The 24,772-nt window shown below is 64.1% G+C and carries 23 protein-coding genes; 12 read left to right on the forward strand and 11 right to left on the reverse strand.

Going from position 1 to position 24,772, the window contains the following annotated elements; genetic code table 11:
• Positions 1 to 18: 18 nt before the first annotated feature.
• The 7 genes from CK221_RS24630 to CK221_RS24660 form a co-directional block, all read right to left on the reverse strand.
• A complete protein-coding gene (locus CK221_RS24630; protein WP_066995060.1) occupies positions 19 to 792 on the reverse strand; it encodes an ATP-binding cassette domain-containing protein in 774 nt (257 codons plus the stop codon).
• Positions 792 to 1,844, reverse strand: a complete 1,053-nt coding sequence (locus CK221_RS24635; protein WP_179295198.1) for an ABC transporter substrate-binding protein — start codon at positions 1,842 to 1,844, stop codon at positions 792 to 794. Before CK221_RS24635 ends, CK221_RS24630 begins: the two co-directional genes overlap by 1 nt.
• Before the next feature lie 65 nt (positions 1,845 to 1,909).
• Positions 1,910 to 2,344, reverse strand: a complete 435-nt coding sequence (locus CK221_RS24640; protein WP_067328264.1) for a VOC family protein — start codon at positions 2,342 to 2,344, stop codon at positions 1,910 to 1,912.
• Positions 2,345 to 2,346: 2 nt separating this feature from the next.
• A complete protein-coding gene (locus CK221_RS24645; protein WP_066995066.1) occupies positions 2,347 to 3,081 on the reverse strand; it encodes a FadR/GntR family transcriptional regulator in 735 nt (244 codons plus the stop codon).
• A complete protein-coding gene (locus tag CK221_RS24650) occupies positions 3,078 to 4,514 on the reverse strand; it encodes an FAD-binding oxidoreductase (RefSeq protein ID WP_095779586.1) in 1,437 nt (478 codons plus the stop codon). The genes CK221_RS24645 and CK221_RS24650 overlap by 4 nt, the downstream gene beginning before the upstream one ends.
• Before the next feature lie 137 nt (positions 4,515 to 4,651).
• Positions 4,652 to 5,935, reverse strand: coding sequence for a M23 family metallopeptidase (locus CK221_RS24655; RefSeq protein WP_095779587.1), 1,284 nt, complete (start codon positions 5,933 to 5,935; stop codon positions 4,652 to 4,654).
• Positions 5,936 to 6,101: 166 nt separating this feature from the next.
• Entirely contained in the window at positions 6,102 to 6,569 is a 468-nt protein-coding gene (locus CK221_RS24660) for a peroxiredoxin (protein ID WP_095779635.1), read from the reverse strand.
• Between the two features lie 97 nt (positions 6,570 to 6,666).
• Between CK221_RS24660 and CK221_RS24665 the strand changes: the two genes are divergently transcribed.
• Positions 6,667 to 10,077 carry a DUF3971 domain-containing protein gene (locus CK221_RS24665; RefSeq protein ID WP_095779588.1) on the forward strand — a complete coding sequence of 1,137 codons (3,411 nt, stop codon included), beginning with the start codon at positions 6,667 to 6,669 and terminating at the stop codon, positions 10,075 to 10,077.
• Between the two features lie 9 nt (positions 10,078 to 10,086).
• Here CK221_RS24665 and tyrS read toward each other — a convergent pair whose 3' ends face one another.
• Positions 10,087 to 11,340 carry a tyrosine--tRNA ligase gene (tyrS, locus tag CK221_RS24670; protein WP_095779636.1) on the reverse strand — a complete coding sequence of 418 codons (1,254 nt, stop codon included), beginning with the start codon at positions 11,338 to 11,340 and terminating at the stop codon, positions 10,087 to 10,089.
• Positions 11,341 to 11,690: 350 nt separating this feature from the next.
• Here tyrS and CK221_RS24675 point away from each other — a divergent pair, with 350 nt between their 5' ends.
• Both CK221_RS24675 and CK221_RS24680 read left to right on the forward strand, forming a co-directional pair.
• On the forward strand, positions 11,691 to 13,334 hold the full coding sequence (locus tag CK221_RS24675) for a glycosyltransferase family 39 protein (RefSeq protein ID WP_095779589.1): 1,644 nt from the start codon (positions 11,691 to 11,693) through the stop codon (positions 13,332 to 13,334).
• 36 nt (positions 13,335 to 13,370) lie between these two features.
• A complete protein-coding gene (locus tag CK221_RS24680) occupies positions 13,371 to 14,222 on the forward strand; it encodes a phosphatase PAP2 family protein (RefSeq protein ID WP_066995296.1) in 852 nt (283 codons plus the stop codon).
• A 29-nt stretch (positions 14,223 to 14,251) separates the two neighbouring features.
• Here CK221_RS24680 and CK221_RS24685 read toward each other — a convergent pair whose 3' ends face one another.
• Entirely contained in the window at positions 14,252 to 14,926 is a 675-nt protein-coding gene (locus CK221_RS24685) for an alpha/beta hydrolase (protein WP_066995082.1), read from the reverse strand.
• Between the two features lie 247 nt (positions 14,927 to 15,173).
• On the opposite strand from CK221_RS24685, the gene CK221_RS24690 reads away from it, so the two are divergent.
• From CK221_RS24690 to CK221_RS24725, 8 genes are all read left to right on the forward strand, one after another.
• On the forward strand, positions 15,174 to 16,334 hold the full coding sequence (locus CK221_RS24690; RefSeq protein ID WP_095779590.1) for a cysteine desulfurase family protein: 1,161 nt from the start codon (positions 15,174 to 15,176) through the stop codon (positions 16,332 to 16,334).
• A gap of 237 nt (positions 16,335 to 16,571) precedes the next feature.
• Positions 16,572 to 18,089 (forward strand): Fe-S cluster assembly protein SufB, encoded by a 1,518-nt coding sequence (gene sufB / locus CK221_RS24695; protein WP_067328280.1) that lies wholly within the window; start codon positions 16,572 to 16,574, stop codon positions 18,087 to 18,089.
• Between the two features lie 26 nt (positions 18,090 to 18,115).
• Positions 18,116 to 18,871: a Fe-S cluster assembly ATPase SufC gene (gene sufC / locus CK221_RS24700; RefSeq protein WP_066995090.1), complete on the forward strand. Its 756-nt coding sequence runs from the start codon at positions 18,116 to 18,118 to the stop codon at positions 18,869 to 18,871.
• A 25-nt stretch (positions 18,872 to 18,896) separates the two neighbouring features.
• Positions 18,897 to 20,171 (forward strand): Fe-S cluster assembly protein SufD, encoded by a 1,275-nt coding sequence (gene sufD / locus CK221_RS24705; protein WP_095779591.1) that lies wholly within the window; start codon positions 18,897 to 18,899, stop codon positions 20,169 to 20,171.
• Between the two features lie 103 nt (positions 20,172 to 20,274).
• On the forward strand, positions 20,275 to 21,516 hold the full coding sequence (locus CK221_RS24710) for a cysteine desulfurase (RefSeq protein WP_095779592.1): 1,242 nt from the start codon (positions 20,275 to 20,277) through the stop codon (positions 21,514 to 21,516).
• A 5-nt stretch (positions 21,517 to 21,521) separates the two neighbouring features.
• Positions 21,522 to 21,914 carry an SUF system Fe-S cluster assembly protein gene (locus CK221_RS24715; RefSeq protein WP_095779637.1) on the forward strand — a complete coding sequence of 131 codons (393 nt, stop codon included), beginning with the start codon at positions 21,522 to 21,524 and terminating at the stop codon, positions 21,912 to 21,914.
• A gap of 108 nt (positions 21,915 to 22,022) precedes the next feature.
• On the forward strand, positions 22,023 to 22,409 hold the full coding sequence (gene sufA, locus CK221_RS24720; protein ID WP_066995098.1) for a Fe-S cluster assembly scaffold SufA: 387 nt from the start codon (positions 22,023 to 22,025) through the stop codon (positions 22,407 to 22,409).
• Positions 22,410 to 22,928, forward strand: coding sequence for a DUF2199 domain-containing protein (locus tag CK221_RS24725; RefSeq protein WP_095779593.1), 519 nt, complete (start codon positions 22,410 to 22,412; stop codon positions 22,926 to 22,928).
• Positions 22,929 to 22,936: 8 nt separating this feature from the next.
• Here the strand turns inward: CK221_RS24725 and CK221_RS24730 are convergent, their stop codons facing one another.
• On the reverse strand, positions 22,937 to 23,434 hold the full coding sequence (locus tag CK221_RS24730) for a GFA family protein (RefSeq protein ID WP_066995302.1): 498 nt from the start codon (positions 23,432 to 23,434) through the stop codon (positions 22,937 to 22,939).
• Positions 23,435 to 23,523: 89 nt separating this feature from the next.
• On the opposite strand from CK221_RS24730, the gene CK221_RS24735 reads away from it, so the two are divergent.
• Complete coding sequence (locus tag CK221_RS24735) at positions 23,524 to 23,847, forward strand: TfoX/Sxy family protein (protein WP_066995104.1); 324 nt, start codon at positions 23,524 to 23,526, stop codon at positions 23,845 to 23,847.
• 3 nt (positions 23,848 to 23,850) lie between these two features.
• Here CK221_RS24735 and CK221_RS24740 read toward each other — a convergent pair whose 3' ends face one another.
• Positions 23,851 to 24,768, reverse strand: coding sequence for a pseudouridine-5'-phosphate glycosidase (locus CK221_RS24740; RefSeq protein WP_095779594.1), 918 nt, complete (start codon positions 24,766 to 24,768; stop codon positions 23,851 to 23,853).
• Positions 24,769 to 24,772: the final 4 nt, after the last annotated feature.

Raw genomic sequence — 24,772 nt, forward strand, 5'->3', positions numbered from 1 at the left:
GGCCAAGCGGCGCCGGTCTCACGATGCGCGCTCCAGCGCTGCACGCAACTCGGCCATGGCGCCGACGATCGCCGCATCCTCGCGCTTGCAGCGGTTGCCTTCCTGCTTGAAGGGCCGCAGGTCGAGGTCCTTCACCACCCGTCCCGGATTGGCAGCCAGCACAATGACGCGCTCTCCGAGATAGGCGGCTTCGGCGATCGAATGGGTGACGAAAAGGATCGTTGTGCCGGTGCGCCGCCAGAGCGTCAGCAATTCGTCGTTGAGGCGATCGCGCGTGATCTCGTCCAGCGCGCCGAACGGCTCGTCCATCAGAAGCAGCCTGGGCTCGCCAAGCAGGGCGCGGGCGATGGCGACGCGCTGGCGCTGGCCCCCCGAAAGCTGATGCGGCAGGCGTTCACCGAGTCCGCCAAGCCCCATCAGCTCCAGCAGTTCGCTGCTGCGGTCATCGATCTTGCGTGTGAGGCTGCGCTGGCCGACGCCGAGCGGCAGGCGCACATTGTCGCGCACCGTGCGCCAGGGCAGCAGGGTGGAATCCTGGAAGACGAAGCCGACGTCGCGGCGCGAGCGCACCGCGTGCGGTGTGGCCCCAAGCACGCTGATCGTGCCGTCCAACGGGTCGAGCAGGTCCGCCACCACGCGAAGTAAGGTCGACTTGCCGCAGCCCGACGGGCCGAGGATCGACAGGAAGGAGCCGGCCGCGACCGTGAGGTCGAGGCCGGACAGCACTTTGACGACCGTCTGCCGGCCGCCATAGCCGACATCGAGCTTCTGCGCTTCGATGGCGTTCGGCATCAGGCCGCGGGCGCGTCGAGCTTGGGCCGGTCGGCGGCCGAAAGCTCCAGGATCTTCGTGGTGTAGACATCTTTGGCGGCCGGGCGTCCGTTCGGGTACTGGCCGACCTTGTCGAGCAGCGTCAATTGCTCCTCGATGGAGGCAGGGTCGAACGTGCCCCAGCCATCCTTGGCGGTCGCGCCGTCGAAGGAGAGTTTCAGCACCAGGTTGACGGTCTTCTCTTCCCAGCCGAGATCCATCTCCGGATAGGCGGCGACCATCTTCTTCACCGCTTCCTGGGGGTTGGCGTGAACCCAGCCCCAGCCCTTGCCGACCGCGCCGACGAACTTCGCCAGTGTGTCGGGGTCCTTCTCGATCGCCGCGTCGGTCGCGAAATAGACGTCGGCGTAGGAAGCGAGGCCGAGGTCGCGCACCAGGAGATCGATGCGGTCCTCGCCGACCACGCTCAGCGCCTGGGTGTTGGTGATCCAGCCGCCGATGGCGTCGACGTCGCCGCGCACCAGAGGCGCCTTGTCGAAGCCGACATTGACGATGGTGACTTCCGACGGGTCGATGCCGTTCTTGGCCAGGATCTCATCGATGACGAAGCGCGCGGTCGGCTGGATGCCGATCTTCTTGCCCTTGAGGTCGGCAACATTGCGGATTGGCTTTCCCGGTTTCGAGGTCAGCGCATAGGGGCCGGTGCGGAAGCCGCAGGCGATGATTTTGATCGGCACGCCGCTGGCGCGCGCCGCATAAAGCTGCGGCGTTTCCGAGAACTGGCCGAGCTGCGCGGCGCCGGAGATCACCGGCGGCACGGTCGAGGCGTTGGGCCCGCCAGGGCTGAACTCCACCTCGAGCCCGGCATCGTTGAAATAGCCGTTGGCGACGGCCGCGATGTCGCCGATCTGGCCATTGGACATCAGCCAGTCATACTGGATGACGACCTTGCCGGCGGCCCTGGCGCCCGGCGTCAACACCAATTGCATACCGGCTGACGCGGCTGCGACCGCTGCGAGGCCGCCCTTCACGAAAGCGCGGCGGTTCAATTCGTAGTCTTGGTTCCCACTCATTTTTCGCTCCTGTTGCAGACTTCTTGTCTCTTCTTTCCAAGCGCCGCTCCCTCGGCGCGGCGTCGCTACGGCTGTTGGTCGTGGTAGTCGCCAGGGCCGCCGTCGAGCCAGGCGTAAAGCTCCCAAAGCGTGTCGTCCGGATCGGTGAAATAGGCGCAGCGCGCATTCCAGACGTAGTTTTCGGGCGGTCCATAGAAGGGCACGCCCTTGGCGCTCAATTCGCCGTGCAGCCGGTCGATCTCGGCCGGCGATCCGAGCTGGACGGCGACGCAAACCTTGTGCGCTTGGCGCGGCGATCTCTGGTTCGAGACGCCGGTGTGTCGGTTGATGTGGTCGAGCTCCCAGGCGGCGAGAGTCACGCCCTCGCCATGGAAATCGGCAAAGCCTTCGGCACGCCGACGCAGCCGGAAGCCGAGTTTCCCGACATAGAAGTCGACCGTACGCTCGATATTTTCCACCAGCAGGCAGACGTCGGAGATGCGGGTGAGGTTGGCCGGCATGACTATTTCGTCCCGCCGGTCTTGGAGAGTGGCAGCTTCACGCCGACGCGGTTGGCGGCGCCGATGATGTGCGTACGCATTGCTGCTTCCGCCGCCGCCGGATCGCCCGCCACTAGCGCCTCGTAGATGCGCACATGCTCGCCGACATTGATCTCGACGAGATCGTGCAGCGGGTTGGTCATGCGGGCATAGTGGATCGACTGGCGGATCTGCTCACAGACAAAAGAGATGAAGGTGTGGATGTAGCTGTTGCCGGTCGCCCGCGCGATCTCGCGGTGGAAGAGCAGGTCGGCGTCGATGCTGCCTTCTTCCCAGCGCTCCTCGCCGCCCATGCGGTCGAGCGCCGCCTTGATCGAATCGAGATGCTCCTGCCCGCGCCGCGCCGCGGCGAGCGCCGCCGACTCGGCCTCGAGGATGCAACGCAGCTCGAACAGCCGCTCCATATTGTGGGTATCCTTGAGCGCCTCGCGGTCGATGCGGATGGCGGCCCTTTGCTCGGGCGCCAGCACGAAGGCTCCGATACCTTGCCGCGCTTCGATCATGCCGTCGGCCCTGAGCTGGGCGATCGCCTCGCGCACCACATTGCGGCTGACGCCGAACTTCTCGGAAAGCTCCTGCTCGGTCGGCAGCCGCGCGCCGGGATTCAACTCGCCGGATTCGATCTCGCGGCTGAGGAAGGCCGCGACCCGGTGCGGCAGGGTTTCGACGGTGCCGATGGCGGCCAGTCTCTGCTTCATAAAAAACGCTCCGTCGAGGGCAGCAGGCAGCCGGGATTCATCACCCCTTTAGGGTCGAGCGCAGTCTTCAGCGCGGTAACCATGCGGCGATGCGCCGGCGAGAGCCCGGCCCAGAATTCTCGGGCACGGCTGCGGCCGATGCCGTGCTCGGCGCTGATCGAGCCGCCGAGGCTGACGGCGATGTCGTAGAGTCCCGCCGTGATTTCCTCGCCGCGCACCCGGGCTTCGCCATCAGCGAGATCGAGCGGCGGCAGCACATTGAAATGGATGTTGCCGTCGCCGGCATGGCCATAGGCCAGTGCAATCCAGCCCGGATGTTCGGTGGCGACGAAGCGGCGGGCGCGCTCGACAAGGGCAGGGATATCGGAAATGCGCACCGAGAGATCGGTGCGCACGTGGTAGCCGCGCTTCGCCTGGCCCTCGACCAGTCCCTCGCGGATCGCCCAGAAGGCCTTAGCCTGCGCGTTGCTGGTCGCGAGGACTGCGTCGGCCACCAGGCCGCTTTCGAGCGCATCGGTTAGAAAACTGGCGAGCACGCCGTTGAGGTCGATGGTCGGTCCGGAGGACAATTCGATCAGCGCATGGACGGGTGCTGCGACAGGCGCCATCATTCCAGGATCGACTAGCCGGGCCAAATCGATGCATTCCGAGCCGATGATCTCGAAGGCGGAAATCAGATCGGAGCAGGCGCGGCGCGCTCGGTTGAACAGGCCGATGGCCGCTTCGAACGAGACGAGGCCGAGATAGGCGGTCTCGACACGGGCCGGCTTCGGGAACAGCTTGACCTCCACACCGGTAATGATGCCGAGCGTGCCCTCGGAGCCGATGAAAAGCTGCTTCAGGTCATAACCGCTGTTGTTCTTGCGCAGCCCGGAAAGGCCGTTCCAAAGCTCCCCATCGGCCAGAACAACTTCCAGCCCCAGGATCAGGTCGCGCGCCATGCCGTAGCGCAGCACGTTGACGCCGCCGGCATTGGTCGCGGCATTGCCGCCGATCTGGCAACTGCCTTGTGCGCCGAGCGCCAGTGGGAACAGGCAATCTTCGGCCTCGCTTGCCTCTTTGATCGTCTGCAGCACGCAGCCTGCGTCCGCCTGAAGCGTGAAGTTCGCGCGATCGATCCGGCGGATGGCGTTCAGCCGCTCCAGGCTGACGACTATACCGCCGGTGCTGGTGCCATCGATGGCGCCCGAAACCAAGCCGGTGTTGCCGCCCTGTGGAATGACGCCGAGTCCCAACTCGCCGCACAGACGCATCAGCGCCTGCACCTCCGCAACCGACGCGGGGCGCAGTACGGCCAGCGCGCTGCCTCGATAGTCGCCGGCCCAATCGCCGAGATACTTCGCCATTCCAGCAGTGTCGGCGGTGAGACCGCTCCGCCCCACTGCGTCTTCGAGGACGCTGAGGATATCCGGTGAGAGGCTGCGAAGGGTCATCAGCGGCGTAGTCGGTGCGAGGCGATAGGGTGATGCATATCATCCTACAACTTGGGTCAAGTCAATCCGAGCCGAGCGCTGCCAAGGCAAAACGGTGGATAAGTCTGGAGGGACCTCAGTCGGCCGCGAGGCGTGCGTCAAAGGTACTGCGCGACCTTCTTGCCGACGGCGAGGAAGCGCAGCGGGTCGACCGCCTCGCCGTTGTGGCGCACTTCGTAGTGGAGATGCGGACCGGTCGAGCGGCCGCTGCTGCCGGTCTTGCCGATCACGTCGCCGGCGGCGAGCTTCTGGCCGACAGTCACGTCGATCTCGCTGAGGTGGCCATAGCGCGTCGCAAAGCCGTTGCCGTGGTCGACCTCGACCATGCGGCCGTAGCCGCCGTTCCAGCCGGCCTTGGTGACGACGCCGGCAGCGGTGACCTTCGCCGGCATGCCGATCGGCGCCCTGAAATCCATTCCCGTATGCAGGGCGGCCGTGCCGAGGATCGGGTCGGTGCGCACCCCGAACGGGCTGGTCACAGTATGGCCCGGCGCGGGATTGCTGAGCGGCAGCTTGCGCGCCTCTTTCTTGACTTGATCCAGCGCATCAAGAGCTTCATCCAGCTCTTTGACTTTGCTGTCGAAGATCATTGAAGAATCGAGCGGCACCAGCGGCCCGCCGACATCGTTCTTGTCGAGCTCCGTGTCGACCGGCAGCCCGGCGGCTTGCAGTGCCTGCGAGATCGCGTCGGCGTTGCGATAAGCGTTGTCCGCAAGCGTGGTGATGCGGGTGAGTTGCTGGTTCTCGATGGACTTGAGCGAAGCGTTGATCGACACGAAGAGCTTGTCAGCGCGATCCGCTGACGTTTCGTTGTCGAGCGGGTCCGAGCGTGGCGACCACAGAGAGAATGGCCTCGTGTCGCCGGCGCCCAACGACGCGACGGAGTAGGTCGGCGCCTGCGAAAGACCGCCGGTGATCTCGGCGCGCTCGTCGGGTTTGGTCGCGGTGGCATTGGCTGCGGCGGGCACATCGCCGACCTCGCTCTCGGCGCGTTCGAGGATCGGCCCGAGCCGGCCGTGGCGCTGGCTGAGCTGGGTCTGCCTGGCCAGCAACTCGCTGACCTTGGTCTCCATGAGCTGCTGGTCGAGAAGCTGGCGGCTGGTGATGCGATCGACCTGGGCGCGAAGCGCGGAGATGCGATCCTCATAGGCCTGCTGCATGCGCGCCTGCCTGGCCGTGGTGGCGCCGATCAGGTCATCGCGGAGCACCAGGTAGGAGGTGGCGAGCAGATAGCCGATGGCGATCGCCGCAAGCGCCGACCCGATGAAGGCGGCGAGCCACGGGCGGATGGTGAAATGCCGGATCTCGTTGCCCCGGGCGATAATGACCGTATGGGGCTCCTTGCGCCTGCCGAAGACCGCTGACTGACCATTTGGATTCACGGGACCAAGCTTTCGTTACGACTCCAACGACAGCTCGATTACACATTATTAGGGTTAACAAAGCTTTGCTGGCCGCGATGTCGGCGTAACCAATTCCCGCAGCGCGGGTGGCAGGTTGCAGGGAAGGAGGCCAGCAAAATCGCGGAAGCTTTGGGTCTGCCCCGCTTCAGAGCGCGCGCACCGCCTCCAGCACCTCTTCGGCATGGCCCTTGACGCGCACCTTGCGCCAGATGCGGGCGATGCGTCCGTCCTGGCCGATCAGGAAGGTGGCGCGCTCGACACCCATGTACTTGCGGCCGTACATCGTCTTCTCGACCCACAGATGATAGGCCTCGATCGCCTTGCGCTCCTCGTCTGCGACGAGATCGAGGGTGAGATCGTATTTCGCCTTGAATTTGTCGTGTTTCTTGACGCTATCCGGGGACAGCCCGATGACCACGGCGCCGGCCTTCTCGAATTCCGGCTTCAGCTGCGAGAAGCCGATCGCCTCGTTGGTGCAGCTTGTGGTGTCGTCCTGCGGATAAAAGTAGAGTACGACAGGTTTTCCCCGGATCGCGGCGAGGCTGAGGGAGCCGCCGCCGTCGCGCGGAAGATCGAATTGCGGCGCAACGTCGCCCACGTCGAGTTCAGCCATGTCGATGCCCTTGTTTGCGGTTACGCGCGGATCGAGCATCGATATAACGTGAGGCGGGGATTCGTCCACGACGAGTACGTTTACAACGGAATATTGCTTGGATCAGGAGCAACCGCAGCACGAGAAGATCAGGTTCAGGCGTGACGAGATCACCGACCTGGGAGCTTTTCCGTCCGCTTGCAGCGTGCCGCCGCTCGGCCGTGCTTCGGTGCGCCGGCGCTTCCGCATCCTCGGTCGGGTGTTCGCCGGGCTCTGCGCGCTGGTGCTTCTGGCGGCAATTGGCGTCTATGTGCTTGGCACGTCAGGCATCGGCACCGAGCGACTTCGCGCCGAAGCCGAGACGGCCATCGAGAAGCTCGCAGGCGTCGATCTCAACGTCACCGTTGGGCCGGCGCGGTTGACGCTCGATGGGTCGAGCTTCGTCGCCCTGCAGGTCAGCGACGTCAGCTTGAAGACGGCCGACGGCAAGCCGATGGCCGATGTCGGGCGCGTCCGCTTCGGCATGCGCCTGCTGCCGCTGCTATCCGGCGAGGTCAAGCTCACCAGCGCCCGGTTCTCCGATGCTCGCATCATGGTCGCCGCCATGCCGTCCGGCAGCGGTGATTGGACGGCGGCTTTGCGCAACGAGGATGGCTTGGTCGATCCGGAGAAAGTATCGGCGGCGGTGTTTGGCGGCGTCAACGCGGCGCTGGATGCGGTGCGCGCGGAATCGATGCGCCAGATCGACCTCCGCAACGTCGAGTTCGAATTGCCGCCGGGCGGATCGGTCAGGCGTGTGACCGTCGCCGAGGCCACGGTTGGGCAGACGGGCACAGGCAGCATGGAACTGTCTTCAAATGCCGATGTCGACGGCCGGCATGTCAGCCTGAGCGCCTCCGCGGCGCGCGATCCGAGCGCCAGGCGGATCGCAGCGCTGGACGCCGCCCTCGCGATAGCGGACGTCGGCGTAACGCCCGCTCAGGGAAGCTCCAGCGGCGGGAACTTCGCTGCCCAGGGCGGCAAGCTTGGTTCTGTTGCGCTGAAGCTTTCGGGCGCCGAGGCGTCCGGCGAGACGCCGTCGCGGCTGACGGCGTCGCTGTCGCTCGGCGGCTCGGTGCTCGATCTCGGCTCGCGCGGGCTGCTGCCGGCCGACGTCGATGCCAGGGCCACATTGGTCGCGGGATCAAACAAGGTCTCGGTCGACAAATTGCTGATCAGGACCGGCCGCTCGACATTCGATTTCTCAGGCTCGGTCGGGCCGAAACCGGCAGCCGCGGGCGAGGAGCCGTCCTACCGCTATGACCTTGTCAGCGACGGCTCGACGCTCGCGCCTTCGGAATCGCCGGAGCCGGCGCTTCAGTTCCTTGCCCGGGTCGCCGGCGTCTACCAGACCAAGAGCCGCAAGCTCGTCGCCGAGCAGATCGGCGTCCGCTCCGGCGGTTCGAGCGACGTGCTGGGCACGGCGTCGCTCGCCTTCATCGACAATGGCCCGCCGGGTGTGTCGCTGTCGCTCAATGTCCACGACATGCCGGTTTCGCATGTGAAGCAGTTGTGGCCCTGGTTCTCCGCCCGCAACGCGCGGCTTTGGGTGCTGGACAACCTGTTCGGCGGCCGCGTGGTCGACGCCAACCTGCAGTTCCAGGTCGTTCCGGGGCGGCTCGGCAACGGCGTTCCGCTTTCCGGCGACGAGGTGTTCGGCCGCTTCCAGGTCGAGGGCTCGCGCTTCGATACCGCGGGGCGCATTCCGCCGATCCGCGATGCGGTCGGTGTCGTTGCCTTCCATGGCAACGATGTCGATATCACGCTGTCCTCGGGCAGCGTTTTTATGCCGAGCGGCCGCACCGTGGCGGCAAGCGGCGGCACGCTGACGATCAAGCAGGCGAATGTTTCGCCCGTGATCGGCTCGCTCGACATCGATGTCGCCGGCGAAGCCCCGGCGATCGCCGAACTCGCCTCCTTTGAGCCGATCAACGCCATGCGCCATGTCGGACTTGCGCCTGAGGATTTGAGCGGCACCGTCACCGGGCATGTGCGGGCCGACATTCCGCTGACTTCCGGCGTCGATACCTCGAGGCTCGACTGGCTGGTGGCGCTGGACTACCAGGATCTTTCCTTAGCCAAGCCGTTCGAGGACCAGATGGTGACCGAGGCCGACGGGTCGATCACCGTGAGCCCCGACCGTGCGGTGATATCGGCCAAGGCGAAGCTGAACGGCATTCCGGCCGAGCTCGACCTGGTCGAGCCGCTCGAGGATAGTGGCCCGCCGCGCAGCCGTAAGGTCGCGCTGGTGATCGACGACAAGACGCGCGCTGCAGCAATGCCCGGCCTGTCGCCGCTGCTTTCCGGAACCATCAAGGTGGCGATCGACAAGAGCGGCGAGGGCGTCCAGAACGTGTCGGCCGACCTGACCAACGCAAGGCTCGACATCCCCTGGGCAGGATGGAGCAAGGGTGCCGGCATTCCGGCCAAGGTCACCTTCACGATGGCAAAGTCCGGCAGCACGACCACGCTGTCCGACTTCGATCTCGACGGGAAGAGCTTTTCGATCGACGGCGATGTGACACTGGTCAACGGGGCGCTGTCCTCGGCCCGGTTCAGCAAGGTCGCGCTCAACAGAGGAGACGACGTCGCGGTCTCGGTCAAACGGTCGGGCAAAAGCTATGCGGTCACTGTCAGCGGCGACTCTCTCGACGCCCGCTCGCTGATCAAACAGTTCACCTCAGACGTCGATACAGCCACAAAAGGCGCCGGCGCCGACGCGATCTCGGTCAGCGCCGACGTGAAGTCGCTGACCGGCTTTCACGACGAGGTGCTGTCGAACCTCAAGCTGAATTACAGCGCTGCCGGCTCCCGGGTGAATGGTCTCGATGTCAGCGCGACGGCGAGTTCGGGTGCCGCCATTGCCGTCCGAAACACCACCGGCGACGGCGGCCGGTCTCTCAGGATGAAATCGGCCGATGCCGGCGCTATCCTGCGCTTCCTCAACATTTACGAGCATATGGAGGGCGGGGCCATCACGCTGTCGCTGGCGGGCGAGGCCGACGGGCCAATGAAGGGCCAGGTCGACGCCAGCAATTTCTATGTCGTCAACGAGCCGAAGCTTGCGTCGATCGTGTCGACCAGGCCGGCCGGCGACACGCGCAGCCTCAACCAGGCGGTCAAGGCCAACATCGACACCTCAAGGGTGCAGTTCGAGCGCGGCTATGCCGAGATCGACAAAGGCTCCGGCTATCTCAGACTGGCAAACGGTTTGTTGCGCGGTCCGCGCATCGGCACCACTTTCCAGGGCACGCTCTACGACCAAGACAACAATATGGACATGACCGGCACCTTCATGCCGGTTTATGGGCTGAACCGCATCTTCGGCGAACTGCCGCTGTTCGGCCCGCTGCTCGGCAACGGCCGCGACCGCGGCCTGATCGGCGTCACCTACCGGCTGCGCGGCAACGCCAACAAGCCGACGCTCAACATCAATCCGCTGTCGGTGGTGGCGCCGGGAATTTTTCGCTCAATCTTCGAGTATCGGTGATCAGGCCGACTAGATCGGCCGCACCAGAACGTGCTTCTTCCTGCCGAACGAGAGCTTCACCACACCTTCCGCGCCCAGGTCCTCAAGCGTCACCATGCGCCGGTCATCCGTGACCGCCTGGTCGTTGAGGCGCACGGCGCCGCCCTGGACATGCCGGCGCGCTTCGCCATTGGAGCCGGCGAGTCCGGCGGTGACGAACAGCGACAGGATGCCGATGCCGGCCTCGAGATCAGCCTTGGCGACGTCGATGCTGGGCAGCGTGTCGGCGAGCGCGCCTTCCTCGAAAGTCTTGCGCGCGGTCTCTGCAGCCGTTTCGGCCGCCGCGCGGCCATGCAGCATGGCGGTGATCTCGGTGGCGAGAATCTTCTTCGCCTGGTTGATCTCCGAGCCGCCGAGCTTTTCGAGGCGCGCGACCTCGGCGAGCGGCAGTGTCGTGTAGAGCTTCAGGAAGCGCCCGACATCGGCATCCTCGGTGTTGCGCCAGTACTGCCAGAACTCGTAAGGCGACAGCATATGGCCGTCGAGCCAGACAGCGCCGGAGGCCGACTTGCCCATCTTGGCGCCCGACGAGGTGGTGAGCAGCGGCGTCGTCATCGCAAACAGCTGCACGCCTTCCATGCGATGACCGAGATCGATGCCGTTGACGATGTTGCCCCACTGGTCGGAGCCGCCCATCTGCAGCCGGCAGCCGACGCGCTTGTAGAGCTCGACGAAGTCGTAAGCCTGCAGGATCATGTAGTTGAATTCGAGGAACGACAGCGACTGCTCGCGGTCGAGCCTGAGCTTTACGGAATCGAAGGCCAGCATGCGGTTTACGGAGAAGTGCCGGCCGACATCGCGCAGGAAATTGACGTAGTTGATCTCCATCAGCCAGTCGGCGTTGTTGACCATCACCGCGTCGCCGGCGCCGCTGCCGAATTTGAGGTATGGCGCGAAATTGCGGCGGATGCCGACGAGATTGCTCTCAATGTCCCCAGGCGTCAGCAGCTTGCGCGCCTCGTCCTTGAAGGAAGGATCGCCGATCATCGAGGTGCCGCCGCCCATCAGCGCGATCGGCCGGTGGCCGGTCTGCTGCAGCCAGTGGAGCATCATGATCTGGATCAGCGATCCGGCATGCAAGCTCTTCGCCGTCGCATCGAAGCCGATGTAAGCGCTCACCGTTTCCTTGGCGAAGAGCTGGTCGAGGCCGGGTTCATCCGAAATCTGGTGGATGAAGCCGCGCTCGCTCATGATGCGCAGGAAATCGGACTTGAAGGCGGACATCTTTTCTTCCCGGAGGTCGCACGGCATTTGGCCGAGCTTGACGTGAAGGGGCGCGTTTAGCATCCAAGCGCGATCAGCAAAAGTGGTTTCCGGTTTTGCGTAGGATCGCGCTTCAAGAGGCAAACAGGCGATCAGCAACAGTGGCTTCCGGTTTTGCATAAGATCGCGCTTCAACCGGCAAACGGGCGATCAGCAAAAGTGGCTTGGGGCATTGCGTGCTATCGCCTGCCATGAGCCGCATCCTTGCTTCGCCCCTTTTGCTGGCGTAATGAGGCGCCCGCGCAAGGGCAGCACGCCCCGAGGCGCCGCGACGGGGCTATCCCGCAGATCAGATCGGACAAGCTCCCGCGATGAACAGGAACTATCTCCTCCTCTTTCTGTTCAGCATCCTGATGACCGTCAGCGGGCTGGCAAGCCTGCCGCCGGTCGACCGGGACGAATCCCGCTTCGTCCAGTCGACCAAGCAGATGGTCGAGACCGGCGACTATATCGACATCCGACTGCAGGATGTGACCCGCTACAAGAAACCGATCGGCATCTACTGGCTGCAATCGGCGGCCGTCGTATTGAGCGGTGAGGGGGCCAAAGCGCCGATCTGGGTCTATCGGCTGGTTTCGATGCTCGGCATTGCGGTCGCCGTCGTGGGCATCGGCTGGACGGGCACAAAACTCTTCGGCGCCAATGCCGGCCTTGCCGCCGGCCTGATGATGGCCGCCATCTTCGCCACCGCCTTCGAAGGCCGCGACGCCAAGACCGACGCCATGTTGCTCGCCTGCTGCGTGGCCGCGCAAGGCGCGTTGGCGCAGGTCTATCTGGCCGCGCGCCGCACGGAGCCGGTTGCCGGCCACCTCCCATGGATATTCTGGATCGCGCAGGGACTGGGAATTCTGATCAAGGGTCCGGTCGCTCCGCTGTTGTCGCTGCTGACGGCCGGCGCGCTGTTCGCCTTCGAACGCGACTGGCGCTGGCTTTTGAAGCTGAAGCTGGTGCGCGGCGTTGCAATCGTGCTCGTCATCGTGCTGCCCTGGATCATCCTCATCAGCTGGAAGAGCGGCGGCGCCTTCTTCCAGGAGGCGGTCGGCAAGGACATGCTGAACAAGGTGGCGCAGGGCGAGGAATCGCATGGCCTGCCGCCGGGCTTCTATATGCTCACCTATTCGCTGTTCATGTGGCCTTTCGGCCTGATCGCGGTCGGCGCCGGGCTGCAGGCCATCAACCGCTTCTGGGACGACCCGCGCCTGCGCTTCTGTCTCGCCTGGTATATCCCCTTCTGGCTGGTGTTCGAGGCGATCCCGACCAAGCTGCCGCATTATGTGCTGCCGGCCTATCCCGGCATGGCGCTGCTGATCGGCTGGCTGCTCACCTTGCCGGAGGATAAGGCCAATGCGCCGCTCAAGCGCTGGCAGAACTGGCTGTGGTGGTCGACCGCCTTCGGCGTCGTCGTCGTGTCGATCGGGCTAACCGCAGTATGCATAGGCGCGCCGCTCTATCTCGCAAAAGCCTTTTCCTGGTGGAGCATTCCGGCGGCGATCGCCGCGCTCGTGACCGGCTATCTCGCTTTCCCGCGCCAATTGCAGGTGCCGCTCGAACGCATCGCCGCGATCGCGATCGGCGCGGGCGTAACCTTCAGCCTGCTGTTCGGCGTGATTGCGCCGGCGCTGAGGCCGATCTGGCTGAGCCCGGCCATCAAGGCAGCCGTCGATGCCAACCGTCCTTGCGACACCACGGTGGTCGCCTCGTCCCCCTATCACGAGCCGAGCCTGGTGTTCCTGGTCGGGACCAAGACCGTGCTGACCGACGTCGATGGCGTGGCAAAGCACCTGCTGGCCGATCCGACCTGTGCGCTGGGACTGGCGCCGGTCAAGGAGGAGCAAAAGCTAAACGAGCTGCTTGCCGGGCAGGGCAAGTCGGCGAAGCGACTGACCGAGATCGACGGGCTCAACTATTCGTCAGGAGACAAGCTGGCGCTCGGCCTTTATCGAGTGGCCCAGTGAGGAATAATGTCGGAGCTCGAAGACCCCTATAGAGCCATGTCCGCCGTTTCTCTTTACCGCCGTTCGCTCGGCAACTTCCTCGACACGACGCGCATCGTGCAGCGGCGTTTTGCAGTGCGGCCCGCGCGCTATCCCGAGATTCCCTGGCTCGTCTGGGTCTCTGCATGGCTTCTGCTGGCCATAGCCATTGGCCTCACCCTGGACAGCGCCGCCGGCAGGATGCGCGGCGGGTGGACGCCAAGCTTCGTCCGATTCACCGACTTCTTAACGGATTTCGGCCTGGGCGGCTGGTATCTCATCCCCGCGGTTCTCTGCCTCGTCGCCGCCAACCTGACGGACTGGCGACGGCTTTCCAGGTCGTCGCGTCTGCTCGTCTACAATTGGACCTGCTTCGCTTTCCTGGTGCTTTGCGCGGTTAGTCTTTCCGGGCTGGCCGTCAACTTACTAAAATACGGCATCGGCCGGGCCCGGCCGCTCTATTTCAACGATTACGGGGTGCTGTCGCTGCATCCCTTCGCCATGGATGCGCGCTTCGCCGGCTTTCCGTCCGGCCATGCTACGACGATGGGGGCGGTGTTCGGCGTCCTCTTGCTGCTGTTTCCAAGGCGCTGGCACATCGCGCTTGCGGCCACGGCCTTGATCGCTTCGACGCGCGTCTTCGTCGGCGCGCATTATCCGAGCGACACAGTGGCCGGCTTTGGGCTCGGCCTTGCCTTTGCGATCGCCGCAGGGTTGGTTTTCGCGCGGCTCGGTTTCATCTTCCGGCGGCCGTCGTCGACCAGACCCGTGCCCAAGCGCACGTTCCGGCTGCTGTCTTCCAGCGGATCCAAGGACAAAACATCGCTGGCGAGGCGGAGCCGCGAGCAATTGTCGGCTGACCGCCCGTAGAGCTATTTGGTCTAAGGTTAGCCCGAAATCTACCTCAGCCGCTTCGGCCGTGGATCGGCGAGCTCGCCGGCCAGACGCCGGTCGAGGTAATCGGCGCATTCGTCGATCAGCAGTTCGGCGTGGTTGGCGAAGAAATGGTTGGCGCCGGAGATAGTCTTCTGCGTGATGGTTATGCCTTTTTGCGTGTGCAGCTTGTCGACCAGCGTCTGCACGTCCTTGGGCGGCGCCACCTTATCGGCATCGCCATGGATGATGAGGCCGGACGACGGGCAGGGTGCCAGGAACGAAAAATCGTAGGTGTTGGGCTGCGGGGCGACCGAGATGAAGCCCTCGATCTCGGGCCGGCGCATGAGCAGCTGCATGCCGATCCATGAGCCGAACGAATAGCCCGCGACCCAGCAGCTCTTGGAATCCGGATGCAGCGACTGCACCCAGTCGAGCGCAGCGGCCGCGTCCGACAATTCGCCGGTACCGTGGTCGAACTCGCCCTGGCTGCGGCCGATGCCGCGGAAATTGAAGCGAAGCGTGGTGAAATCGCGCTTCTGGAACATGTAGAAGAGGTCATAGACGATCTTGTTGTTCATCGTGCCGCCGAATTGCGGGTGCGGATGCAGCACGATGGCGATCGGCGCGCTCTTTTCCTTCGAAGGCTGGTAACGGCCCTCCAGGCGACCAGCCGGACCGGCGAAAATGACCTCAGGCATAAAATACTCCACGTGGCATACGAAGGCGCGGGCCCGGACTCTTCCTTTGGCCCATTCTGTGGCCTTGACGCCGGGCAAGCGTCTTCCTAGAAGCTAGTTTAGAATTGTTCAAAACTGGGTGCCGAAAACGCATTTTCTCGGCCGCCCGCGCCGCAAGCCGGGTAAATAGGACGGCTCGCCTTGCAATTTCAAGGAAATAACGCGCCGTCCTCGCGGAATGGCTGCTGACAGGATCGACTGAAGGAAAATGGCCGCAACTCGCGCCTATCTCGACTACAACGCCAGCGCACCTCTCATTGCAGAGGCGCGGTCGGCGATGGTCGCGGCGCTCGATGCCGCCAATCCGTCGTCGGTTCACAGCGAGGGCCGCGCGGCGCGGCGGCTGATCGAGGATGCCAGGCGTGACGTGGCAAGACTGGTCAATGCCAGGCCCGAGCACGTCGTGTTCACCTCCGGCGCGACGGAGGCCGCATCGACGATGCTTGCTCCCGACTGGCAGATGGGGCGCGGCTCTGTCCGCATCAGCCACCTCTATGTCTCGGCCGCCGATCATCCCTGCATTCTGAATGGCGGGCGGTTCTCGGCGCCGCAGGTGACGAGGATCGGCGTCGATCGAGACGGCATTGCCGATCTCGAGGCGCTGACTGCGGCGCTCTCCGCGCATGACAAGGCTGCCGGCCTGCCGCTGGTGGCGATCCATGCCGCCAACAACGAGACGGGGGTGATCCAGCCGATCGGACGCATCGCCGAGATCGTCAAGGAAGCGGGCGGCGTGCTGGTCGTCGATGCCGTGCAGGCGGCAGGACGGATTCCGATCGACATGTCAGCCGGTTATGCCGATTATCTGATCCTTTCCTCGCACAAGATCGGCGGCCCGAAGGGCGTCGGCGCCATCGTCGCCCGGGCCGATCTGATGATGCCGAAGCCGCTGATCAATGGCGGCGGCCAGGAAAAGGGCCATCGCGCCGGCACGGAGAATCTTCCCGGCATGGCCGGTTTTGGTGCCGCGGCGCGGGCAGCACTCGCCGGCCTGGAAGACATGGAAGCGGTCGCGCGCCGTCGCGACAAGGTCGAAGCCATCGTCCGGGAGCTCGTCCCTGATACGGAAATCTTTGGAGCGGCAGCGCCAAGGCTTGCCAATACGACATTCTTCGCTATTCCCGGCGTCAAGGCCGAGACCGCGCAGATCGCCTTCGATCTCGCCGGTGTTGCGCTGTCGGCCGGTTCCGCCTGCTCGTCGGGGAAAGTCGGGCCAAGCCATGTGCTGAAGGCGATGGGCCACGGCGAGAGCCTTGGCGCATTGCGCGTCTCGATTGGCCGCGCTACCGGCGCCGAGGAGATCGAGGCGTTCCGGGCGGCTCTGGCGGGCATAGCCGCGCGTCGGGGTGGAAAAGAAAAGGCTGCCTGACGGCGGCGAGGCATCGGACAAGAGATCCCCGGCGGCTCTTGAAATCCGGTGCTCGAAAAACGAATTCAGGCCATCCGGCCTGGTAGAGCCGTGCGTTTCGTCTGGACGGGTGAATTCCCGGCCGGAACGCACTATATGGAGCTTACTCCGCAGCCGAGTCCTTCCTGGGGCGCGTTTCTGCGGTGCCATAGTTTGAAAACTGCCGGGCCTTGACCCCGGCGTGGATGGAGAACGCTTATGCCTGCTGTGCAGGAGACGATCGATCGAGTCCGAAAGATCGACGTCGACCAGTATAAATACGGATTCCAGACAGAGATCGAGATGGATAAGGCCCCCAAGGGCCTGAGCGAAGACATCATTCGCTTGATCTCCGAGAAGAAGGGCGAGCCGGACTGGATGCTGGAATGGCGTCTGGGCGCCTATAGGCGCTGGCTGACGCTGGAAGAGCCGACCTGGGCGCGCGTCCACTATCCGAAGATCGATTTCCAGGACATCCACTACTACGCGGCGCCGAAGAGCACGCCGGGACCGAAGTCGCTGGACGAGGTCGATCCCGAATTGCTCAAGGTCTACGAGAAGCTTGGCATTCCTTTGAAGGAGCAGGAGATCCTCGCCGGCGTGCAGAAGACCGACGCTTCGGAGCTGGAGGAGGCCAACGACAACGTCTACAAGTCCGGCCGCGTCGCGGTCGACGCCGTGTTCGATTCCGTCTCGGTGGTCACCACCTTCAAGAAGGAGCTGGCTCAGGCCGGCGTTATCTTCTGCTCGATCTCGGAAGCGATCCGCGAGCATCCGGAGCTGGTGCAGAAATATCTGGGCTCGGTCGTGCCCACTTCCGACAATTTCTACGCCACGCTGAACTCGGCCGTGTTCACCGACGGCTCCTTCGTCTTCGTGCCGAAGGGCGTGCGCTGCCCGATGGAGCTGTCGACCTATTTCCGCATCAACGAGAAGAATACGGGCCAGTTCGAGCGCACGCTGATCATCGCCGAAGAGGGGGCCTATGTCTCCTATCTCGAAGGCTGCACGGCGCCGCAACGCGACGAGAACCAGCTGCATGCCGCGGTGGTCGAGCTGATCGCGCTCGACGATGCCGAGATCAAATATTCGACGGTGCAGAACTGGTATCCCGGCGACGCCGAGGGCAAGGGCGGCATCTATAATTTCGTCACCAAGCGCGGTGACTGCCGCGGCCATCGTTCGAAGATCTCGTGGACGCAGGTCGAGACCGGCTCGGCGATCACTTGGAAATATCCGAGCTGCATCCTTCGCGGCGACGATTCCAGCGGCGAGTTCTATTCGATCGCGGTGTCGAACGGCTATCAGCAGGTCGACAGCGGCACCAAGATGATCCATCTCGGCAAGAACACGTCGAGCCGTATCATCTCCAAGGGTATTGCCGCCGGCTTCTCGCAGAACACCTATCGCGGCCAGGTCTCGGCGCACCGCAAGGCGACCAACGCCCGCAACTTCACCAACTGCGATTCGCTGCTGATCGGCGACCAGTGCGGCGCGCACACCGTGCCCTACATGGAAGCCAAGAACGCGACGGCGAAGTTCGAGCACGAGGCGACGACGTCGAAGATATCCGAGGACCAGAAGTTCTACGTGATGCAGCGCGGGATTCCCGAGGAAGAGGCGATCGCGCTGATCGTCAACGGCTTTGTCAAGGACGTCATCCAACAGCTGCCGATGGAGTTCGCCGTAGAGGCGCAGAAGCTGATCGGCATCAGCCTCGAGGGTTCGGTCGGCTGACCGCAGAAGATATTCAGGAAAAAAATATGCTTGAGATCAAGAATTTGCATGCCCGCATCGTCGAGGACGGCACGGAGATCATCCGTGGCCTGAACCTGACGGTCAAAGCCGGCGAGGTCGCCGCCATTATGGGCCCGAACGGTTCGGGCAAGTCGACGCTGTCCTACATCCTTGCCGGTCGCGAGGATTACGAGGTCACAGAAGGCGACATCCTCTACAACGGCCAGTCGATCCTCGAAATGGATCCGGCCGAACGTGCTACCGCCGGCATCTTCCTTGCCTTCCAGTATCCGATGGAGATACCGGGCGTCGCGACCATGGAATTCCTGAAAGTGGCCATGAACGAGCAGCGCAAGGCGCGCGGCGAGGAGCCCCTGAAGGTTCCGGAATTCCTGAAGCGCGTGAAGGACGCCGCCGCTTCGCTCAACATGGACATGAACATGCTGAAGCGGCCGCTCAATGTCGGCTTCTCCGGCGGCGAAAAGAAGCGCGCCGAGATCCTGCAGATGAAGCTGCTCGAGCCGAAGCTCTGCGTGCTCGACGAGACCGATTCAGGCCTCGACATCGACGCCCTCAAGATCGTCGCCGATGGCGTCAACGCGCTGCGCTCGCCGGAGCGCGCGATCGTCGTCATCACCCACTACCAGCGCCTGCTCGAGCACATCGTGCCGGACAGCGTGCACGTGCTCTACAAGGGCCAGGTCATCAAGTCTGGCGACAAGTCGCTGGCGCTCGATCTTGAAACCAACGGCTATGCCGGCGTGATCGGGCAAGCCGCGTGAGATGGGGCCAAGTGAGGCAAGAGCAATGAACATGCACGCACAGCCCCAGCGGACATTGGCCGAAACCGCGCTGATCGACGCCTTCGGCGAGCGGCTGTCGCTGCTGCCCGGCGACGGCGCGGTGATGGTCAAGCGCGACGACGCGATCGAGGCGATCAAGCACGGCCTGCCGACGCGCCGCGTCGAATCCTGGCATTATACGGACCTGCGCCGGCTGCTGACCTCGGTGCCGGCCTTCGAGGCCGGGGACATCGCAAAGGCGCTCGATCCGGTCCTCGACGGTTCGGCCGTTCTGCCGGTGCTGAACGGCGTTTCGAGCGCCAAGGCTCCCGAGATCGAAGGCGTCACGGTGGAGCGCCTGTTGGAGAAGCTCACCGACGGCAGTATCGCGCCGGGGCTCGATCGCTATGGCGCCGATGACGCAATCGGCGCGCTGAACACGGCCTTCGTGGCCGACGGCTATTTCATCGACATCGCCGACGACGCCGAGCTGGAAAAGCCGATCGAGCTGCAGAACCTGCAGGCCGGCGGCCAGACGCATGTGCGGCTCCTGGCACGTGTCGGTGCCGGCGCCAAGGCAATCATCGTCGAGCGCCAGACGAGCGAGGGCGGCGAGGCCGCGCTCGTCAGCTCGGTCAGCCAGCTCGTGGTCGGCGACGGCGCCGAGGTGACCTGGCTGATCGTGCAGGAGCAGCCGGACACGGCAACGCACCTTGCTCAGTTCAAGGCGCATATCGGCAAGGACGCCAAGCTGACGCTGTTCGTGATGAACGCCGGCGGCAAGCTGGTGCGCCAGGAAGTCGTGGTCAGGACGACTGGTGAGGGCGCCGATTTCAAGCTGCGCGGCATCAACCTTCTGGCCGGCGACACGCACACCGACACCACCATGGTGCTCGATCATGCCGTGCCGCACACCGCCTCGACCGAAGTGATCCGCAACGTTGTGACCGGCAAGGCGCGGGGTGTCTTCCAGGGGCGCATCAACGTCCACCAATACGCGCAGAAGACCAACGCCAAGATGGCGTGCAACACGCTGCTCCTGTCGGACGAGGGTGAGTTCTCGACCAAGCCGGAGCTGGAAATCTTCGCCGACGACGTCGTCTGCGGTCACGGCGCGACGGTCACGGAGATCGACCACAACCATCTGTTCTATCTGATGGCGCGCGGCATCGACGAAAAGGCGGCTCGAGGGCTGCTGGTGAAGGCTTTCGTCGCGGAAGTGATCGAGGAACTGGACGACGAGGCGCTCGTCGATGCGCTCGAAGCGCGGCTCGACGCCTGGTTTTCGACGCACGGATAGCGCTTTCCCCTTCTCCTACTTGGGAGAAGGTGAATTGGCGCGGAGCGCCAAGACGGATGAGGGGTGCTGGACGGAGTGAGGCGAAGCCTCGAAAGACCTTGTGATGGACCAGAAGATCGAAACCGCTCCCTACGACGTCGAGGCGATCCGCCGCGACTTCCCGATCCTGTCGCGGCAGGTCTACGGTAAGCCGCTGGTCTATCTCGACAACGGCGCCTCGGCGCAGAAGCCGCAGGTGGTGCTCGACACGATCCAGCACGCCTATTCCCAGGACTACGCCAATGTCCATCGCGGCCTGCATTTTCTGTCGAATGCCGCGACCGATGCTTATGAGAAAGCACGCGAGACGGTGCGCCGCTTCCTCAATGCGCCGAGCACCGACAACATCGTCTTCACCTCCAACACCACCTCGGCGATCAACACGGTCGCCTATGGCTACGGCATGCCGAGGATCGGCGAGGGCGGCGAGATCGTGCTCTCGATCATGGAGCACCACTCCAACATCGTGCCCTGGCATTTCATCCGCGAGCGGCAGGGCGCGAAGCTTGTCTGGGTGCCGGTCGACGATCTCGGCGCCTTCCATATCGAGGAATTCGAGAAGCGGCTGACGAACCGCACAAAACTCGTCGCCATCACCCACATGTCGAACGCGCTGGGCACGGTGACGCCGATCAAGGAGATCGTGCGCATCGCGCATTCGCGTGGCATTCCCGTGCTCGTCGACGGCAGCCAGAGCGCCGTGCATATGCCGATCGACGTGCAGGACCTCGATTGCGACTTCTTCGTCTTCACCGGCCACAAGGTTTACGGTCCGTCCGGCATCGGCGTGCTCTACGGCAAGAAGCACATGCTGGAAGCGATGCGGCCCTTCATGGGTGGCGGCGAGATGATCGAGGAGGTGACGGAAGACATCGTCACCTACAACGAGCCGCCGCACCGTTTCGAAGCCGGCACGCCGCCGATCGTGCAGGCGATCGGGCTGGGCGCCGCGCTCGAATATATGGAACAGGTCGGCCGCGAGCGCATCGCGGCGCATGAGGCGGACCTCAAGAATTACGCGCACGAGCGGCTGCGCGCCATCAATTCGCTGCGCATCTTCGGCGACGCGCCCGGCAAGGGCGCCATCATCTCGTTCGAATTGCAGGGCATCCACGCCCATGACGTGTCGATGCTTATCGACAGGCAAGGCGTCGCGGTCCGCGCCGGCACGCATTGCGCCCAGCCGCTGTTGAAACGCTTCGGCGTGACCTCCACATGCAGGGCATCGTTCGGCATGTATAACACCAGGGCCGAAGTCGACGCTTTGGCCGATGCGCTGGAAAAGGCGCGAAAGTTCTTCGGATGACGATGATGGACGATGTGACCACCACCGCAGAGACCGCGCCGGAAACGGCCGGTAACGGCCTCGTCTCAGCCTCGGCGATCCCCGCCGATGAGCTGGCGAGGCTGACCGACGATATCGTCTCGGCGCTGAAGACGGTCTACGATCCGGAAATCCCGGCCGACATCTACGAGCTCGGCCTCGTCTACAGGATCGACATCGAGGACGACCGGACGGTCAAGATCGACATGACGCTGACCGCGCCGGGCTGCCCGGTGGCCGGCGAAATGCCGGGCTGGGTCGAGAACGCCGTCGGCGCCGTGGAGGGGGTTTCGGGCGTCGAGGTCAACATGGTGTTCGACCCGCCGTGGACACCCGACCGGATGTCGGAAGAGGCGCAGGTCGCGGTTGGATGGTACTAGCCAGCGACCCCACTAAGGTTGGCTGGCTTGCAGCAAAGGTGAAACTTCACCATCTTAAAGGCAGACTCATTCCGCGGGCCTTGAACCCGCGCGAACGTGGAGAACGACATGGGACGCTTCGCCGTCATCACGATGACCGACAAGGCCGCGGACCGCGTGCGTGAGATCGTCGCTACGCGCGACAACGCGCATGGGATCCGCCTTGGCATCAAGAAGGGCGGCTGCGCCGGGATGGAATACACGGTCGATCTGGTCACCGAGCCGAACCCCAAGGACGATCATATCGAGCGCGACGGCGCGCACGTCTATGTCGCGCCGGAAGCGGCGCTTTTCCTGCTCGGCACCGAGATGGATTTCGAGCAGACGACGCTGCGAACCGGCTTCACCTTCAGGAATCCGAACCAGAGTTCGGCCTGCGGCTGCGGCGAATCCGTCGAGCTGAAGCCGGCCGATCTCAAGGCGCTGGCCGAGGCGCGCGCTTCAAGCGCTGCCTAGGTGATCGCCGAGGCATATCGCTGGCGATGTGCCTGCTGTGACCAGGAGTTCACCGGACTTCCCACCGATATAGCCTTTGGCGCACCGGTGAATCCAGACGCGCTTGACGAGGTAGCTCGGTCGACCTTCCGCAAGAACGACGATTTTTGCGTGGTGAGCTACGCCACGGGGCAAACAGACCGCTTCATTCGTTGCCTGCTGCCCTTGCCCGTACCTCAGTTGTCCGAAGAGTTCTGTTTCGGTGTTTGGATGTCGGTCTCGGAAAGAAGCTGGAATGTCTATCGAGCCGGGTATGATAGCGGCCAATATGAGGACGAGCTCTGCTTCGGGTATTTGATGCACGACATTCCTGAATATCCGAGCTCGATGCACCTGCATGCCAATGTTGTGTTTCAGCCCGGCAATCTGCGTCCCAGGGTCTTTCTGCATGATGCAGACCACCCCTTGGTCGCCGCGCAGCGCGAAGGGGTGGATGTGAGGCAGATCGAGCGCTGGGTTGCGCTAACCCATCGCTGTTAGATGCAGGCTTAGTCTACCCACAAGCCGGTGCGCTTGTGCCAGTCGGCGATCGATTCTTCGGGATAGAGCTCGAACACCTTGTCGTTCCTGCCGATCGCCGGCTCGACCCAGCTCGCCTTGTATTTCAGCATCAGATGCACCTTTTCCGGCGGCTTCGGCAGGTCGCTGTCGATCGCCGAGGCGAAGGGGTGGACGAGGTCCGGCCAAGTCGGGTCGTAGAGCCAGAGCGCGGCGCCGCATTTCTTGCAGAAATTGCGCTCGCCGGTCGAGACCTCGCAGTGCGGATGCTCGTCGTCCTCGATCTCAGCGCGGTAGACGCCGAGATTGGGCTTGCCGGTGACCTTGAGCGTTTCGTTGTCGGCGCCGAGATTGATGGCAAAACCGCCGCCGCCCTGCTGCTTGCGGCAGATCGAGCAGTAGCAGAGCATGAACGGCACGGGCGTGTGACTTTCCACCTCGAAGCGGACGGCGCCGCAGCGGCAGGAGCCTTTGAGCAGGACAGGCATGGCGCGAAACTCCATTTCATGTCTCAACCTGTCAGCATGCTGTTGGTTGCTGCGATGACAAGGCCCACGCCGGATGAGATGCTTGCGGCATGGACAATGACCGCCTCGAAGAATTGTTCGAGAGCCTGGGGCCGATCAGCATCCGAAAACTGTTCGGCGGCAAGGGCATCTATTGCGACGGCGTCATCGTCGCGGTCGTGGTGCGCGGCGAACTGATGCTGAAGGCCGACGAGGAGACGATCCCCGAATTCGAGGCCGCCGGCTGCAGCCAGTGGACCTATACGGGCTCGCGGCACGGCAAGGAGGTGGCGATGCCCTATTGGAGCGTTCCCGACAGCGCCTTCGACGATCCCGACGAAATGGCAGTCTGGGCGCGGCGCGCTTATGAAGCGGGGCGGCGCGCGGGCAGATAAGGCCTACAGCGCCTTCGCGATCTCCGCCGCCAGCCGCGCATTGTTCTCGACCAGCGCGATGTTGGTCTTGAGGCTGCGGCCGCCGGTGAGCTCCAAAATCTTCGACAGGAGGAACGGCGTCACGGCTTTGCCGGTGATGTTCTGCGCTTCGGCCGCCTTCTGCGCGGCCTGGATGTAGCCGTCCATCTCGGCTGCCGGGATCTCGTCGTTCTGCGGCACCGGGTTGGCGACCAGAATGCCGCCGCCCAAGCCCAGCGCCTGCCGCGTGCGGTAGAAATGCGCGATGTCTTCAGGCGCATGCAACGTCAGCGGCGCGCGGAAGGGCGATTGCCTGGACCAGAAGGCCGGCATGGTCTCGCAGCCATGGCCGATGACTGGCACGCCGCGCGTCTCCAGCACTTCCAGCGTCTTTTCGATGTCGAGGATCGCCTTGGCGCCGGCCGAGACGACGACGACCGGCGTGCGCGCCAGCTCGTCGAGGTCGGCCGAGATGTCAAAACTCTTTTCGGCGCCCTTGTGCACCCCGCCGATGCCGCCGGTGGCGAAGACCTTTATGCCGGCCATGTGCGCGGCGATCATGGTGGCGGCCACGGTGGTGCCGCCGGTGCGCTTTTGGGCGACGGCAAAGCCGATATCGGCACGCGACAGCTTCATGGCGTCGCCGGTCATGGCAAGCGATTCGCGCTCGCCATCGGAAAGGCCAATCTTGATGCGGCCATCGACCACGGCGATCGTCGCCGGCACGGCGCCGCCCTCGGCGATGATCTGCTCGACCTTGGCGGCCATCGCGCCATTGTCGGGGTATGGCATGCCGTGGGTAATGATGGTGCTTTCCAGCGCCACCACAGGCCGCCCGGCGGCAAGCGCCTCCGCCACTGGCGGATGAATGTCGATGAAGGGGCGGGCGGTTTCGGGCGTCATGTCG

The organism is Mesorhizobium sp. WSM3868 (assembly GCF_002294785.1).
Taxonomy (GTDB): Bacteria; Pseudomonadota; Alphaproteobacteria; order Rhizobiales; family Rhizobiaceae; genus Mesorhizobium.